The sequence below is a fragment of the Plantactinospora sp. ZYX-F-223 genome, assembly GCF_039649625.1.
GTDB lineage: Bacteria > Actinomycetota > Actinomycetes > Mycobacteriales > Micromonosporaceae > Plantactinospora.
Genome location: NZ_JBDJAV010000007.1, coordinates 261,978 through 277,060, shown reverse-complemented (window position 1 = coordinate 277,060; position 15,083 = coordinate 261,978). Strand labels below are relative to the sequence as shown.

General features: G+C 69.7%; 10 protein-coding genes. 4 read left to right on the top strand and 6 right to left on the bottom strand.

Annotation, left to right across the window (positions count from 1 at the left end; genetic code table 11):
* Window positions 1-149: 149 nt before the first annotated feature.
* Window positions 150-2,597: a M14 family metallopeptidase gene (locus tag AAH979_RS10105; protein WP_346257805.1), complete on the bottom strand. Its 2,448-nt coding sequence runs from the start codon at window positions 2,595-2,597 to the stop codon at window positions 150-152.
* 758 nt (window positions 2,598-3,355) lie between these two features.
* On the opposite strand from AAH979_RS10105, the gene AAH979_RS10100 reads away from it, so the two are divergent.
* From AAH979_RS10100 to AAH979_RS10085, 4 genes are read left to right on the top strand one after another with little or no spacing between them, the layout of a single operon-like run.
* Complete coding sequence (locus AAH979_RS10100; RefSeq protein ID WP_346257804.1) at window positions 3,356-5,878, top strand: nitrate- and nitrite sensing domain-containing protein; 2,523 nt, start codon at window positions 3,356-3,358, stop codon at window positions 5,876-5,878.
* Window positions 5,875-6,312 (top strand): roadblock/LC7 domain-containing protein, encoded by a 438-nt coding sequence (locus AAH979_RS10095; RefSeq protein WP_346257803.1) that lies wholly within the window; start codon window positions 5,875-5,877, stop codon window positions 6,310-6,312. Before AAH979_RS10100 ends, AAH979_RS10095 begins: the two co-directional genes overlap by 4 nt.
* Entirely contained in the window at window positions 6,302-6,667 is a 366-nt protein-coding gene (locus tag AAH979_RS10090) for a DUF742 domain-containing protein (RefSeq protein ID WP_346257802.1), read from the top strand. The genes AAH979_RS10095 and AAH979_RS10090 overlap by 11 nt, the downstream gene beginning before the upstream one ends.
* A 15-nt stretch (window positions 6,668-6,682) precedes the next feature.
* A complete protein-coding gene (locus AAH979_RS10085) occupies window positions 6,683-7,237 on the top strand; it encodes an ATP/GTP-binding protein (RefSeq protein WP_346257801.1) in 555 nt (184 codons plus the stop codon).
* A gap of 47 nt (window positions 7,238-7,284) precedes the next feature.
* Here the strand turns inward: AAH979_RS10085 and AAH979_RS10080 are convergent, their stop codons facing one another.
* The 5 genes from AAH979_RS10080 to AAH979_RS10060 form a co-directional block, all read right to left on the bottom strand.
* Window positions 7,285-8,115 carry a hypothetical protein gene (locus AAH979_RS10080; RefSeq protein ID WP_346257800.1) on the bottom strand — a complete coding sequence of 277 codons (831 nt, stop codon included), beginning with the start codon at window positions 8,113-8,115 and terminating at the stop codon, window positions 7,285-7,287.
* Window positions 8,112-9,845, bottom strand: coding sequence for a hypothetical protein (locus AAH979_RS10075; RefSeq protein ID WP_346257799.1), 1,734 nt, complete (start codon window positions 9,843-9,845; stop codon window positions 8,112-8,114). Before AAH979_RS10075 ends, AAH979_RS10080 begins: the two co-directional genes overlap by 4 nt.
* A gap of 996 nt (window positions 9,846-10,841) precedes the next feature.
* On the bottom strand, window positions 10,842-12,413 hold the full coding sequence (locus tag AAH979_RS10070; protein WP_346257798.1) for a pectate lyase: 1,572 nt from the start codon (window positions 12,411-12,413) through the stop codon (window positions 10,842-10,844).
* 727 nt (window positions 12,414-13,140) lie between these two features.
* Entirely contained in the window at window positions 13,141-13,941 is an 801-nt protein-coding gene (locus tag AAH979_RS10065; RefSeq protein ID WP_346257797.1) for an aminoglycoside phosphotransferase family protein, read from the bottom strand.
* A 95-nt stretch (window positions 13,942-14,036) separates the two neighbouring features.
* A complete protein-coding gene (locus tag AAH979_RS10060) occupies window positions 14,037-14,945 on the bottom strand; it encodes an AraC family transcriptional regulator (RefSeq protein ID WP_346257796.1) in 909 nt (302 codons plus the stop codon).
* Between the last annotated feature and the right edge of the window lie 138 nt (window positions 14,946-15,083).

Sequence of the window (15,083 nt, the reverse complement as noted above, 5' to 3'; positions counted from 1 at the left end):
ACCGGCGGGGGGGGGGGGGGGGGGGGGGGGGGGCCGCGCGGGATGGCGGTCGCCCGGATGTCCGGGTACCCCGAGCACCCGGCTCCCGGCGCGGCCGCGGCACCCGGAGGTGCCGCGGCCGCTGGACCGTCGGATCAACGGCGCGGTCATCACCGCCTGGGTGGGATGGCGACGCCCTTGCGGTAGTTCTTGCCCCGGCCGTCGGGACGGTAGTTGTTCTCGACGTTGCCGGCGGCGTCCACCGAGAACCAGTTGATCCTGGTTCCGTACGGGACGGTCAGGGTCTCCCCGCCCTCGCGGATGCCGGCCGAGCCGTAGAGCGTGGACGAGTACGTCGGCTTGCGGCCGTCCAGCGTGTAGAAGACCGCCGCCGGTTCGCTCACCTCGAACGTGACGTCCACCATCCCGGGCGTGGCGCTGCGGGTCACCGACAGGTCGCTCTCCGGCCGCCTGCGGTCGGTGTCGAAGTCCCGCGCCACCCGCATCAGCTCGACGAGGCCGTTGGCGAACTCCATCGTCTCGTCGTGCGCCTCGGCCCACTCCGGCTGGAACGAGGTGCCGACCTCGAAGTTCCAGGCGTAGATGCCGTACTTGTACCAGAGCATGTCGCCGGAGTTCCCCGCCGCCGAGTAGAGCACGTCGGAGATCGGACCGGTACGCGCCGGGGTGACCGCCATGTTCCGGTGCCGCTTGATCGAGGTCAGGATCCGCGACGAGGCGCCCCAGAAGAACGACTCCTCGCCGAGGGTCGGCCGGGGTGCCGAGATCCGGCCCGGCGTCGCGTACGCGCCCGGCGACCACATGAAGTAGTTGCCGGAGGAGTGCAGGTTCATCGAGAACTTGATGTTCGGCCGGGAGGCGAGCCAGTCGAGGTTCCTGTTCTCCGGCTCCGACAGCTCGCTCGGCCCGGCGTAGGTGCCGCTGGTGCAGCTCGGCGACGCACCCGAGTAGCCGTCGAAGAGGCTGTACTCGGTGTAGTTGCGGTTGTTGTCCACGCCCCACGAGTTGCGGCCGAGAGCGTCCGCCGACCCGGTCTGCGGGCAGTGGTTCGTCATGTTCTTGCGCTGCGAGTTGAAGTCGTAGAACGAGTAGTGGCCGCCGTCGGGGTTGATCGACGGGGCGATCCAGATGTCGAGGTTGTCCAGGAGGTCCCTGGTCCGGCGGTCGTGGCCGTAGTTGCGCAGCAGCCGCTCGGCGGTCTCGATCGTGACCAGCGGCGGCACCCATTCGCGCGCGTGCTCCTGGGCGTAGGCGAGGACACCCAGCTTGGAGCTGTTGCGGTGCTTGCCGATCCGGATCGCGTACACCGGATGCGGATCACGCGAGACGCTGGCCGGGGCGCTCAGGCCGTCGGTCAGCGGCGTCGGCGCGGCCGGCGCGACGAGGCCGGCACCGGCGTCACCCCGGTAGGTGTACGCGGCGACGAGCGATCCGGCGGTGGCGTTCAGCGCCGCGACGACCTCGGCGGCGGTGCTGGTCACCGCGCCGGTGGCGTCGGTGGCCAGGCTGACCCGGATCGCGTTGCCGGTCACGCCGACCGAGAGCGGCTGGCCGGCGGCACCGGGGTCGGCGAGCTCGACGGAGACCTCGTTGCCGCCCTCGTGCCCCCAGGCCCGGGAGTCGACCGCCACCCGGCTCGCGTTCGCGCTGCCGAGTACGGCCTGCGCCTTACGCCGATAGCCGTTCGTCTTGTACGGCAACTCGACGATCTCGGCCAGCTTCGGGTACTGCGCGGCGAGCTGGTGGATCCGGTCGTAGAGTTCGGTCGGGGTCAGGTAGCTGGCGACGAAGTCCTTCTGGTAGCCGGGCCCCTCCGGGTTCTCCCTCGGGATGGGCAGCCAGTGGTTCACCTTGGCCACCGCCACGCCGCCACCGGGGCTCGTGATCTGGACGTAGTTCGGGCGGGCCGTCACCGTCGACGCGCCACGGTGGTAGAGATACACCCCGGCGTCCACGAAGCGCGAGATTGTCTGGGTGCCACCGGAGCCCATCGGCGTGCCGGGACCGCTGTCCCGGGTGACGGTGAGGGCGTCGGTGGCGGTCTGCCCCTGCGCCCACTTCGCCTCGACGGAGAGGACCTGATCGGTGCCGGAGGTGTAGTAGTCGGCTCGGATGATCTTGACGTCGGAGGTCGCCTGGGTGCCCCGGCGCGCCTGGTTCTCGGTGAGCGCCTCGTTCTCCGCGACGTGGGCCGCGATGGTCGCCTCGCGCTCCGCGATCCGCTGCGCCGAGTCGTCCGGGGTGAAGAGCACGTCGCCCAGCCGGTAGCCGCGCGCCCGCAACGTGGCGACCTCGTTCGGGGTGACGACGGCGTGCACCACGATGCCGCTCGGGGTGCGGCTCACGTGGTGGTCGAGATCGACGCCGGTAGCGACCAGTTTGTCCAACTCGTTACTGTCGGCGAGCAGAACCTCTACGACGCTCGTCTCCTCGCCTGCGAGCCGTCCGAGCTCGATGTCCCCGCCGGAAGCCGAACCCGACGAACCCGGGTCGGGCGCGACCGCCGAGGCCGGGGTGACCAGTAGCAGGCCGGCGAGGGCGACCGATGCCGCGAGGAAGACGCGGCGCCGCCACCCGGGGCCAGGAAGATCTGACATGACGTTGCATTCCTTTCTGCGCAGTTCTCCCTCTCGGGATCGGCCGCCGAGACACGGCGAACCGTTGGATGACACGCAGGATGCAAATACCGCCCGACCGGCGGCGGTCGTCGCCCACTGCCCAGGCTGGATAAATCTTCGAGCCGCCATGATCGATCTGTCAATCACCGGGCACAGATGAATGACCACGCATCGTCACACGGTGCCGTCGTCGCCGGCATGTGGCACCGTGACCACGGTGCCTCGATGTCGCCGCCAAGGGCGTGATCCGGCCAGCGCCACGGTGACGGCGAAAACCCAGCTGGGTCGGTCCGTTCCCTGGCCGGACCAGGTGGGAGCGGAGCGGTGGGGGACCGGGGCCGCCACCGAGGGGCGGCGTGTAACCTCCTTATCCGGCGACGGCGGCTCCGGATTTCAGCCGGCCCGGCCGTCCGGATCCCGTCACAGGCTGCGGCAACTCAGGTCGGGAATATGACGGCCGAGGCGCTGCGGTGCCGTCCAGAAACGCTACGCCGCCCGGCCCACGAGCGGGGGCAGGTGCGTCGGCCGACCGCATCCACTGTGGATGTCGCGACCGACCTCGCCGGGCCCGCCGAGGGGTGGCATCGGCCCGGCGGGCACGGGCGAACGGCTGATTCGGGGTCTGGCCGGACGGGCTAGTGCGAGACCGGACAGATTGGTAGGGTTGCCCACACATCGGCACCGGCCGGCCGTCCCAAGCCGCTGGTTCCTCCGGGCTGCCCACGATTGGATCGAAGTTGGCGGACAAGCAAGCCGACAGCACGAGCCGGCAACCTGATCCGGAAGTGCAGCATCAGTCGACGGCGAGTCGTCGGCGTGGTCGGCAGCAGTCGATCAGGCGGCGCGTCATCAGACTGGTGCTCATCCCCAGTGTCGTCGCCGTCGTCATCTGGCTCGTAGCCTCCGGATACCTTGTTTTCCAAGGTTTTTACAACCGCGAGGTCGCCAACAGCGTCCGTAACGTATCGATCCCGGCGGTTCCCGCGTTGGCCTCACTCCAGCAGGAGCGCCGGCTGAGTGTCACCTATCTGGCCCAGCCGTCGAGGGACCTGCAGCCGCTGGCCGACCAGCGGAAGCAGACCGACCAGCGACTGATCGAGCTGCGCAGTGCCGCCAAGGAGGCGCTGGCCAGCGCCCCACAGTCCATCACCACCCGTTGGCAGGCGTTGACGGACCAGCTCGACCAGCTGCCGAACGTACGGGCGACGATCGACTCCAGGACGGCCGGCGGCTCCCGGGTCTACGACTTCTACAATGGACTGCTGGCTGCCGCGACCACGCTCTTCGACACCCAGGCCCGGGTGGTGCCCGACGTCGCGGCGAGCCTCGGCGGCGTCACGGCGACGGAGGCGTTCCGGGTCAGCGACCAGATGTCCCGGGCCGGCTCCACGATCGACGGCGCGTTCAGCTCCCGTACGCTCACCGAGCAGAGTCACCTGGAGTTCGTGGCCCTGGTCGGCGCCTACCGTGCCGCGCTCACCAACATCGCGCCGCACCTCGAACCATCCGCGCGAGAGCGGTACGAGGCCATCACGGCCAGTGGTCCATGGAAGGAACTCGTCGCTGCGGAGAACGCACTGATCGCGGCCGGCGCCTGGGACGACGGCGTGCCCCGGGGGCTCCCGGTCAACCGGACCCGCTGGGAGACGCTCACCCGGCAGGTCTCCGACGACCTGATCAGCCTGGCGGTGTTGCAGGCCGACGGGGTCTCGGCCGAGGCCCTCCATACCGGTAACAACCAGTTGTTGACCGCGTCGCTCGGCAGTCTGCTCGCGTTGTCGATCGCGATCGCCGCGATCCTGTGGGCGCTCCGCCAGTCACACATCCTGGTGGACCAGGCCCTCTCCATCCGGTTGGCCAAGCTGGGCCAGGACGCCGCCGCGATCGTGGACGAGCGCCTCCCGCTGATGATGGCGCGGCTGCGGCGCCGCGAGAAGGTCGACCTCGCGGTCGAGTTGCCCAGCCACGACTACGGCAGCGACGAGATCGGCCAGGTCGCCGCGGTCATCAACAGGTCCCTGAAGGCGGCCGCGGCCGCCGCGATCGACGAGGCGAAGACCCGGGCCGCCGGTATCGCGATGCTGATGGGCGTGGCCCGCCGTCCGCAACGTCCGTTGCAGCGCGGCCTGAAGGTGATCGAGGAGTTGCAGGACCGGGTCGGCGACGAGAAGCTGCTGACCGAACTCTTCGACATCAACCACCAGCTCACCCAGACCCGGCGCTTCCTGGAGAACCTGGTCATCCTCGCCGGTGGACAGATCGGCCGCCGGTTCCAGAACCCCGTCCCGATCCGCCGGGTGCTGCTGGCCGCGTTCGCGGAGGCGCAGCATTACCAGCGGATCACCCTGCGTGGCGCGCCCGACCTGGCGCTGACCGGCCGTGCCGTCGCCGGCACCATCCACCTGCTGGCCGAGTTGCTGGACAACGCGCTCGCCTTCTCCCCGCCGAAGACGACGGTCTGGGTGACCTGTAACGAGGTCAAGCACGGCGTCGCGATCGAGATCGAGGACGGCGGCGTGGGGATGAACGCCGACGCGCTGGAGAGCGCGAACGACCTGCTGGCGAAGGCGCCCATCCCGGACGTGGCGGCGCTGAAGGACGGTGCGCAGGTCGGTCTGCACGTCGTCGCCGAGCTTGCCAAGCGCGACGGCATCCAGGTGAGCCTTCGTACCTCTGCCTATGGTGGCCTGCTCGCCATCGTGCTGCTGCCCGATCGGCTGATCACCCCCGAACTCCCCGGCCCCGGTGCGGACCGGACGGATCCCGACCTCCAACTGCCGGCGATGGCCGGGGCGGTTCCGGCCCGGGCCGGGGCAGGCCAGCGAGCTCCACGCCCCGCGGCCGGCGGCCCGGGTGGCGCGGTCGGCACGGTCACGAACGGATCGACCCAGGCACGCCGCGACCCTCGAACGGCCGACAACCGACGAACCGATCGGGCGGGCGACATGATGAGTGAGCGTCAGGCCAACGGCAGCGCCAGCACACCGAAGACCTCCGCTCCCCGCCCGGCCGACGCGGGCGCGCCGCGGCCGGTCTCCCGTCCGCCCCTGCCGAGCCGGCAGCCGCAACAGCACATCGCGCCCGAACTGCGCGACGACACCAAGGCCACCGGCAGTGCGTCGCCGGCGGCCGGGACGGCGCGGTCGCCGGAGGAGGCCCGGGACCGCTTCACGAGGTACCAGCGGGCGTGGGCCGCCGGTAAGGCGGACGGCAACGACGAAGCGTCAACCAGCGACAACAACCAAGGCGGCAAAGCGTGACCAACTCGACCTCCGGGAACGACCTCACCTGGATGCTGGACGAGCTAGTAGAAGTTCCCGACGTTGTCTACGCCGTTGTCCTGTCAACCGACGGGCTGATCGTCCAGAAATCCACCTCGCTGACCCAGGATGCGGCGGAGCTCCTGGCAGCCGGCGCATCCTCGTTGCACAGCGTCGCCGCCGGGATGGGCCGACGGTTCGACAGCGGGCAGGTGCAGCAGGTCATCATCGAGTACGACGGCCGGACCCTGTTCGTCGCGGCCGCCGGCCAGAACGCCCGGCTGGCCGTACTCTGTGAGCAGAGCGTCGACATGGGAACCGTCGCGTACGAGATGAGCCGGCTGGTGACCCGGATCGGCGAGCACCTCGGCGCCGAGGTACGCCGGACCGCAACGGTCGTCAACGGTCAGCAGGGCAGGGGTTATGGCGTATGACGTGTGGGACGGCGACGACGAGGCGCAGGCCGGGCGGTTAGTCCCGCTCTACATCCTCGTCAACGGGCGGACGAGTCCGCGCAACACGAACCTCGACCTGGCCACCCAGGTCATTGCCCTGCCGGTCGACCCGAGTCGACTGGAGCTGGAGTACCGGGAGATCATCGACCGCTGCGCCCGCTGGGTATCGATTGCCGAGATCGGCGCCTATCTGCACCGACCACTCACCATCACAAAGGTCATGGTGGACGTGCTGCTCGAGCAGGGCTACCTGCGCGTCGGCGCTCCGGCACAGCAGAAGATCGCGGATCGGCGGCTTCTGGAAACGGTTCTCGCTGGTCTCGAGAGACTCTAGGCAAAGGGCTGGAACGTGGATCGCAAGTCGGTCAAGGTCGTCGTGGCGGGCGGCTTCGGTACGGGCAAGACCACCCTGGTCGGCTCGGTCAGCGAGATTCCGCCGCTGACCACCGAGGAGGTGCTGACCCAGGCCAGCGTCGGCGTGGACGACGTCACCGGGGTGGAGGGCAAGACGCGTACGACCGTCGCGCTCGACTTCGGCCGGATCACCATCACCAACGACGTGGTGCTCTATCTGTTCGGTACACCCGGGCAGGACCGGTTCTGGTTCATCTGGGACGAACTGGCGCAGGGGGCGGTCGGCGCGGTCGTGCTGATCGACACCCGGCGGCTGGACACCAGTTTTCCCGCGGTCGACTATTTCGAGCGGCGGGGAATCCCGTTCGTCGCCGCGGTGAACCGGTTCTTCGGCGAGTGTCTCTACACCGAGGCGGAGATCCGGTCCGCGCTGAAGCTCGACGACACGGTTCCGCTCCTCTGGTGCGACGCTCGCGACCGGGAGTCCAGCAAGCAGGCGCTGATCGGACTGGTCCGGCACGCGCTTGCCCGGATGCCGGTCGTCAGCTGAGGAAGCCGGCTCGGACTCAGTCGCCGAGCCGGCGCCGCCACCGGTAGTCAGTCGCCCAGTCGGCGCCGCCACCGGGTGAAGGCGGCCACCAGGCCCGGCGCGTCCGCCTGGCGCAGGCGCCGTGCCTGGTCTTCGGCGTAACGCTGGTAGAGGTGGCGGAGGCTGGTGGCCAGCAGGGGCGCCGCCTCCGCCGGGTCCAGCGGCGCTCCTGCCCTGACCCTTGCGGCCAGCCGGACCAGGGGCGTCGCGACGGCGCCAGGCTGGGCCAGATACCAGGCGATGGCCTCGTCGTTGGTGGCGGCACGCCCCATGGTCATGGCGCTGCTGTAGAAGAAGCGGACCGGGAAGAGTACGGCCTTGGTGAACCACACCGGGTCGTCGAGGAGCCGGCGGGGTCGGTGGATCTCCGCGATCACCTCGTCGGTGGCCAGCACGTCGACGGCGAACCCCGCGCTGTCGACGAGCAACTCGCCAGCGGTGGGGACGGCGACCTGCCGGGCCACGTCGGAGCCGAGCAGGAGCAGACCGTGATCGGCCAGGTCGAGGCGGTCGATGGCGGGGAACCGCCCGTCGTCGCGACCCTGGCGCAGCGCGACCAGGGAGCCCCAGAACACCGAGAGCTTGCGGTGCAGTTCGGTACGTTCGCGCAGGCCCCGGCTGGTTTCCGCGACGGTGTCGGCGTCCCCGCCGCGGGTGTCGGTGAGGATGACCGCCAGGTCGATGTCGCTGACCGCCGGGGCGTAGCCGCCATGCGCGAGGCTGCCCAGCGCGTAGGCGGCGACGAAGCGGTCGGCGAAGACGGTCCGGTAGGCGTGGGCGGCGTCCAGCGCGACCGCCCGGGCCTCGGCCGCCGGGTCGGATCCGAGGAGAGCGCTCACGTGGCGGTGTCGCGGAGGGCGCACTCGGCGATGCGGTCGGAGACCACGGTGATCACCTGCCAGGCGCGATCGAGTACGGTCACGATCTCGTCCACGGTCCAGTCGGTGCGCTGCCGGAGGATCTGGTAGCCCATCTCGAGGTGCTCGACGTCGGCCTCGTCGTGCAGCGAGAAGTACGGGTCGTTCGGGAAGGCCTGGACACCGGCCTTGCTCAGGGCGAGGCTGCCGGCCTCCAGGGCCAGGTGTGCGAGGATCGCGCGCTGCACGCCCGGAAGGGTGGCGAACTGGTCGACGAACCAGGAGGCACCCGCCTCGATGATCGGATCCCAGACCACCCGCTGGTCCTCCGCCCGGGTTCGGGCCAGGATCTCGTCGTGGCCGATCTCCTCCTTCTGGTGTTCGAGGGCGATCGTCCGGAGGGAGAGGTCGGACTCGTACGTGACGCGAGCGCTGATCATGCGCTGGAAGGCGTTCGACCAGGGCTGAAGGTAGGTCAGTACGGCCTTCTTGGTGGTGTCCGGCGTCGTCTCGTCCGCCAACAGCCGGATGAGCCGGGACGCTTCGTACTCCTCTTGCCGCGCGGCGTTGTAGTCGGCGACGCGCTGCACGTCGGGGTGGCTCAAGGTGGTGCTCCTCTCCACGAGGTCGACAGCTGCGACCGGCAGGGGCGCGGGCTGGGGATAGACGGGGAAGCGGAAGTAGGTGGTCAGGTCGCTCGGGCGTCGCGCCGCCCGGTAGCTGACCAGCTCCAGGAGGCCCCGGCTCTCCGGCAGGCTCGTCGGGGCCAGCGCGGCGGCGACGGCGTACAACGGCCGTGGGTCCACGCCCTGACGGCGCAGCAGATCCGCGGCACGATCCACCGCCTCCTGGTCCCCCGAGGCCAGGCTCGACATCCGCAGGTACGTCGTGGACTCGGCGGCCCGGCGCAGCCCGGACCGGAACGCGAGGCAGGTCAGCGCCTCCCGCCCGGCGTCGGCACGCGCCCCGGCCAGCGTCCGGTACGCGGACAGCGCCTCTTCGGTGTTGTGGTCCACCGCCACCGACGCCATGCGGTTCAGCTCGTGGATGTCGACGTCGTGGTTCCGGTAGTAGATCTTCACCCGGGACTCCGCCGTGTCGGTCAGGTCGAGCCCGAGGAACTCGACCTCACGCCGGTCGCTGCGGCCGTCCGCGTCCACCCGCCGGCGGGCGTCGTTCCACGCCTCCGCTATGCCCAGCCGCTGCATTGCCTGGTCCAGCGCGGCGAAGCGCCGCTCGGCCGGCCAGGTGTACAACCCGAAGTACGCCTTGCGGGCCACTCGGCCGGGCGGACGCCACGCCATCGAATACCACAGGGGGGCCGCCGCGAAGATCTCGCTCAGCTGGCGGAAGCGACGCGAGGTCGTGGTCAGGGTGGACCGCAGGCTGTCCGCGTCGGACAGGCAGTCGACCAGTATCCGGAGCTCGGGCCGCCCGCCCGACCAGTTCAGTGACATCTCGGCTGGAAACCCGTCGGCGGCGACGAACGACGGTTGGCGCGGCGCGTCCCCGATCCGTTCGCCGGCCCACGCGGGAAGCATCTCGCGCAACTCCTGGGTGGTGCGCGCGGCCTCCTCGGCGGGCACCGTGAGCGCATCGCACGCGTCGGCCCACAGTCCACAGAGGAACTCGCCAAACCGCAAATCTCGTCTGCGGGAGCCCTCGGACCACGGGACGGTCACCGCCCGGTCCGGCCGATGGTCCGAGTTCATGCGGCATAGAGTGACCCAATCCGCCCCTGGGTGTCAATGTGAGGAAGGGCTTTCCGGGCGCGTGAGCGGCGGCTTCCCTCAACGGAACACCGGCACCGGCGTGGCCGATTATCGCGCAGCGTAATATTGACGTATCTCGATTGTTCTCTGTGTAACTGAGCTCCTTTCTGTGAAGTGCGGACATACCGCGTCCGCTTGCCGGTCGTAATGATTGCCCCGGCCGAGTCGATCACCCAGAGCGAACAAGATCCCCAGGGAGTCGCCGGGGTCGGGGAGGGGTCGGGGTGTCGTCGACGACGGTGACCGTGCCATGTGGACCCGGCCCGGCCGGTGTGCCGGCCCTCCGGCCCGGTGCCGTCCAGAGGTGGGTGTGCTGGTCCTGCGCGACGAAGGACCGCCCGGCGCAAGGTGACGCCATGCTGCCGGTGAGGGCTGGCCGGCGTGGTCCCGGTGGCGTCCCCGCGGCGCGGCGGGGTGGAATCCCGTGCCCCGGCGCCCCGTGAAGGTGGTCGACCTAATGCGGCAGTCGGACCTCGGGCGTGGCCGAGTAGACCGCGTGATGGTTCTCGCATCCGCACCCGAGGACGTTCGGGAGGTGAATGCCCGAGCCGCATGGCGACGGGATGGGCGGCGTCCTGTCGAGTGAGACAATTGTCACAAGCAATGGCCCGCCAACCCGTACAGTGACGTTAACTGATTCGTCGGCCGCTGTTGCGGTCGCTTGGATTTCCATTGAAGTGCGTAAACGCGTTTCGCTTGAACCCGCTCCTCGGCCGGAATCGCTCACGGAGCGCGAACCCGTGGTCGGCGGAGGGTCCGGCCGCGGCGCGGCGGCCCGGTCCGGCGGCCGCCACCCGGCCGCCGTTCTGGATCCGGATCGGCCGGGGCGGGGCCCGTCGTGGCTGACGGCCCCGCCCCGAGGACCATGCCGGGTGGGTTCTGATGCCCGGCGCTCATCCGGGTGGTGTCGGACCCGGAGTACGGCGGGCGGCGCTGCTACCCGGCGTAGGTCTCGAACTCGGCGACCCTCGGCGTGCCGGTCGAACTGGTGATCTCAAAGGTGATTTTGCGTAGCGAGGTCGCGGGGAAGGTGATGACGCCGGCTCCGCTGCCGGAGGTCAGGACGGCGCCGGTGTCGTGGTTGACCACCCGCCAGGACCCGATGTTGCCCGCAGAGCCTGACGCCTCACGGATGTTGATCCTGGAAACAGTGGTGGCGGAACCCCACTTGATCGAGATGGAGCCGGTCGAGCCGGCCGGTGACCAGTAGGTGCTCATGTTGCCGTCCCGCACGTTGCCGTAGCCCGTACCGGCGGCCTTGCTGGATCCGTCGGAGCCGGCCCCGATGCTGAGGTTGGTCCCGCTGGGCTGGGTCGGCGTCGGCGTGGGGGCGGTCGGGGTGGGTGTGGGCGAGGTAGGCGTCGGCGTGGGCCTCGTCGGCGTCGGCGTCGGTCCCTGCGGCGAGCAGCTGCCGTCCGACACCCGCAGCCCCGTGTTGGCGCCCGCCGTCTGGCGGACGAGGTCCGGCACGCAACTGGCACCGTCCAGGCTGAAGGAGTACGGGATGCTGACGGTGGTGTTGGACTGCGGGTTGGGGCCGGCGGGGTTGTTCTCGCTGCCCGGGCTGGACCAGGTCACGTTGTCGAAGATGTTGCCGCTGACCTGCCAGTAGCCGGCCTCGGAGGTGTAGAAGGTGCCCAGGACGTCCTTGGAGTTCCTGAAGTAGTTGTTCTCCACCCTGGCCCGAGCCCCGGCCCGGGAGTTGATGCCGGACTCGTGCAGGCTCACGTAGTGGTTGTTGTAGATGTGCGCTATGCCGCCCCGGAGCAGCGGGGTACGGGAGTCGATGTTCTCGTACAGGTTGTGGTGGTACGTGATGAAGCCGTTCGAGCGGTCGCTCTCGCTGGACCCGACGAGGCCGCCACGGCCTGAGTTGCGCAGGATGCTGTAGGAGAGCGTGACGTACTGGGTGTTGTCCTTCATGTCGAAGAGGCCGTCGAAGCCCTCCGACTCCCCACCCGACGCCTCCAGGGTGACGTGATCGACCCAGACGTTGCGGACGGTGCTCTCCATGCCGATGGCGTCACCGCCGTTGGACGTGGGCGAGCCCGACTTCTTGACGTTCCGGATGGTCACGTTCTGGATGATGATGTTGCTGGAGTCGCGGATGTGGATGCCGAGCTGGTCAAAGACGGCCCCGCCACCGACCCCGATGATCGTGACGTTGCTGATCTCCTTGAGCTCGATCTTGTCGGCGGCGGTGTTGCAGCTGTCGCCCGACACCTTGCTGGTGTTGCCGTGGTTGATGGTCCCCGAGACCTCGATGATGATCGGGGTACTACTACTGGCCCGGCCGCACAGGGCCGCATGGATCGCGGTCCCCGTGCTGGCCCGCACCGTCTGCCCGCCCGCGCCGCCGGTGGTCCCGCCGTTCTGGGTCGCGTAGCCGGTGGCGCTGCCGGATGCCGCCGATGCCTGGTGCATCGGCAGTGCGATGCCGACCGCGACCGTGACGGCCCCGGTAGCCAGCGCCGCCTGGAGTCGCAATGCGACTGTTCGTCGTCTCATCTCCGCCTCACCTTCGTCTCCAAGTGCTGGGGTGTTGCGTTGCCGGTACCTTCCGGGGTCATTTCGCCGGCCCGGTCCCGACTGCCGACCCGCCGCGCCGCCCGTCGGCCGTCGCCCGGGATGGACGGTGCTCCTCGGTACGCGGATCTGGGCGCGGTTCCGCCACGGCCCGGACCTTCGCGGCGGTCGGCGCCGGCCGCGAGGTCGCTGGCGCGGTGGACAGGGCGCCAGCGTCGAAGCGGAATGGAAAGCGCTTTCCACAGCGAGGATAGGGAAGTGTCTATCAATAAGGCAAGATCGCGTCCGGATTGCGGGGAAGTGCGCCGGGACACCCGGCGCGGAAGCCTCTTCGCCACCGCCGGTGGTTACGCTTCGGCGCGCGCCAGCGGTCTCAGCTTCGCGAGCGCCGGACCGACCTCGGGGCGGGCCAGCGGCGCAGCGGCGCAGGCGCGGTGGCGGTCGTGCCGGCCTGGGTCAGCGCCATCCTTCGGCCGGACCCACGGGTGCCACGCGGTATCCCGGTTGGCAGGACGGCTCGGAGTTGGCGCTCCGGGTGCCATGCGGCCTCCACGGGGCATCCGGCGGCCGGTCCGAGCCGGTCGGCGTGCAGCAGGCCCTGACGTGACCGAGCACCTCGGGCCTGAATGGTCAGGCGCCCGGCCGGCGGCAATGACTTCGATCGCGACCTATGTCGTCGTGGCTGAGGGGCCACCGGTGGGATTGCTGATCATCGCAGGGCTGCCCGGGTCAGCAGGTCGCGGTGTTCGAGTGTCCAGAGTGCGGCGCGCGACTGCCAGGCCAATGTCCAGAGTCCTTCGCCGTTGCGTGACTCCCGGGTGAAGCCCTGGGTGCGCGCGTACCAGCCGTTGTCGATGATCGCGAATCGGAGGATCCGCTCGACGAGGTCTGCCCGCGCCGCGCGGGCCAGGCCGTAGCCGTCGAGGAAGCATCGAAACCACTCGGCGCGGGTCGCGGCCGGTGGGAGTCCGATCCGTTCGGCGATGTCGTCGTCGAACATCTGGACGCAGTACCAGGCGGTGACGGCGATCTCGTCGACGGGGTCGACCGGGCCGGAGTATTCCCAGCCGATCAGGCCGACCGGGCGGCCGTGCCGGAACACGACGTGCCAGGGCGCGACGTTGCCGTGGCTGATCACCGCGTCGGCGGCACTGCTCCGCAACGACCACGGCATCCACCGCGCGTCCGGTGGTGGTGCGAACGTGCGTCCCAGCTCGTGCAGTCGACGGAGGGTCGTCCCGACATCGTGGAGCGAGAGTTCCGGATCCGGCCACACCGCCTCGGCGAAGATCGTGCCGTCTATCCAGCTCAAGATCTCGTTTCCGGCATCGTCGAACCCCGATCCCACGACCCGCGGTGCGGCCTCGAACCCCTCGGCCGCCAGATGCCGCAGAAACGCGTGAGTGCTCGATGTCCACGGCTGGGCCGGATGGGCCACCGTCGATCCGCGGCGGCGGGTGGGATTCGTGTGGTTGAGATCTTTGGTGCGGTCGTACGGCTGCCCCTGCATGGCCGGAACCTAGGGAGCCGTCGGGCGGAGAGCCAAACCATTTTCGGCAGGTGGCGACGAACCGCCTCGGGGCGCCCGGCGGTCGGGGCGGGCAGTCAGACCAGGGCGGCAGGTGCGGTGTCCGGCGTGGTGCCGCGCAGCCGGGCCGCGTCCTGGCTGGGGGCCGTGCCGAACTGGCGGCGGTACTCGCGGCTGAACTGGGACGGGCTGTCGTAGCCGACCCGGTGGCCCACCCCGGTGACGTCGTTGGGATGGGTGGCGAGCAGGAGCCGGGCCTGCTGGAGCCGGATCTGTTTCTGGAACTGGATCGGGCTCATCGCGGTGACGGCCTGGAAGTTGCGGTAGAAGGCGGACGGGCTCATCCCCGCGAGCTGCGCCACGTCGTCGACCCGGAACGACTGCGTGTAGTGGTCGCGGATCCACCGGACCGCCCGGGCGATGTGACTGAGGCTGCTGTCGGCGAGGCCGAGTTGGCGGACGGCCCCGCCCTGCTCGCCGGTGATGACCCGCCACAGGATCTCCCGCTTGATCAGCGGGGCGAGCACCGTCAGGTCGCGTGGCCGGTCGAGCAGGCGTAGCAGCCGGATCACCGCGTCGAGGAGTTCGTCGGGTGCGGAGCTGACGGCCATGCCGGACGGCGGGCCGCTGTCGGCGGGCGGCAGGTCCCCCGGGGCCGCCTGCAACAGCAGTTCCGCGACGGTGGCCGGGTGCAGGGTCAGGCCGAAGCCCAGTGCGGGCCGTTCGAGGCTGGCCTCGGTGAAGTGACCGGTGATCGGCAGGTCGACCGAGGCGATGAGGTACTGCCCGGCGCGGTACTCGTAGACCCGCTCACCCAGCGCGATCCGTTTCGCGCCCTGGACGATGAGTGCCAGCACCGTGCCGGACATCGACGGCGACGGCGGATAGGGCCGCTCGACCTTCGAGACCAGGACACCCTCGATCGGGGTGCGTTGATCGGGTCGGGCGTGCCGGGCGATCAGTGCGGCTAGCTCGTCAAGGCTCACGAGCTGATTCAATCACGGCTTGATCCTCGCTGTGTTAGTAGGATCAGGCAAGGGTCCAGGAGCATCGTTCTGACATTTCTCCTACTCACGATGGTTTTATGGGTTGGTCGCTATCCCAGGAGCCTGCGATTGCTCCGC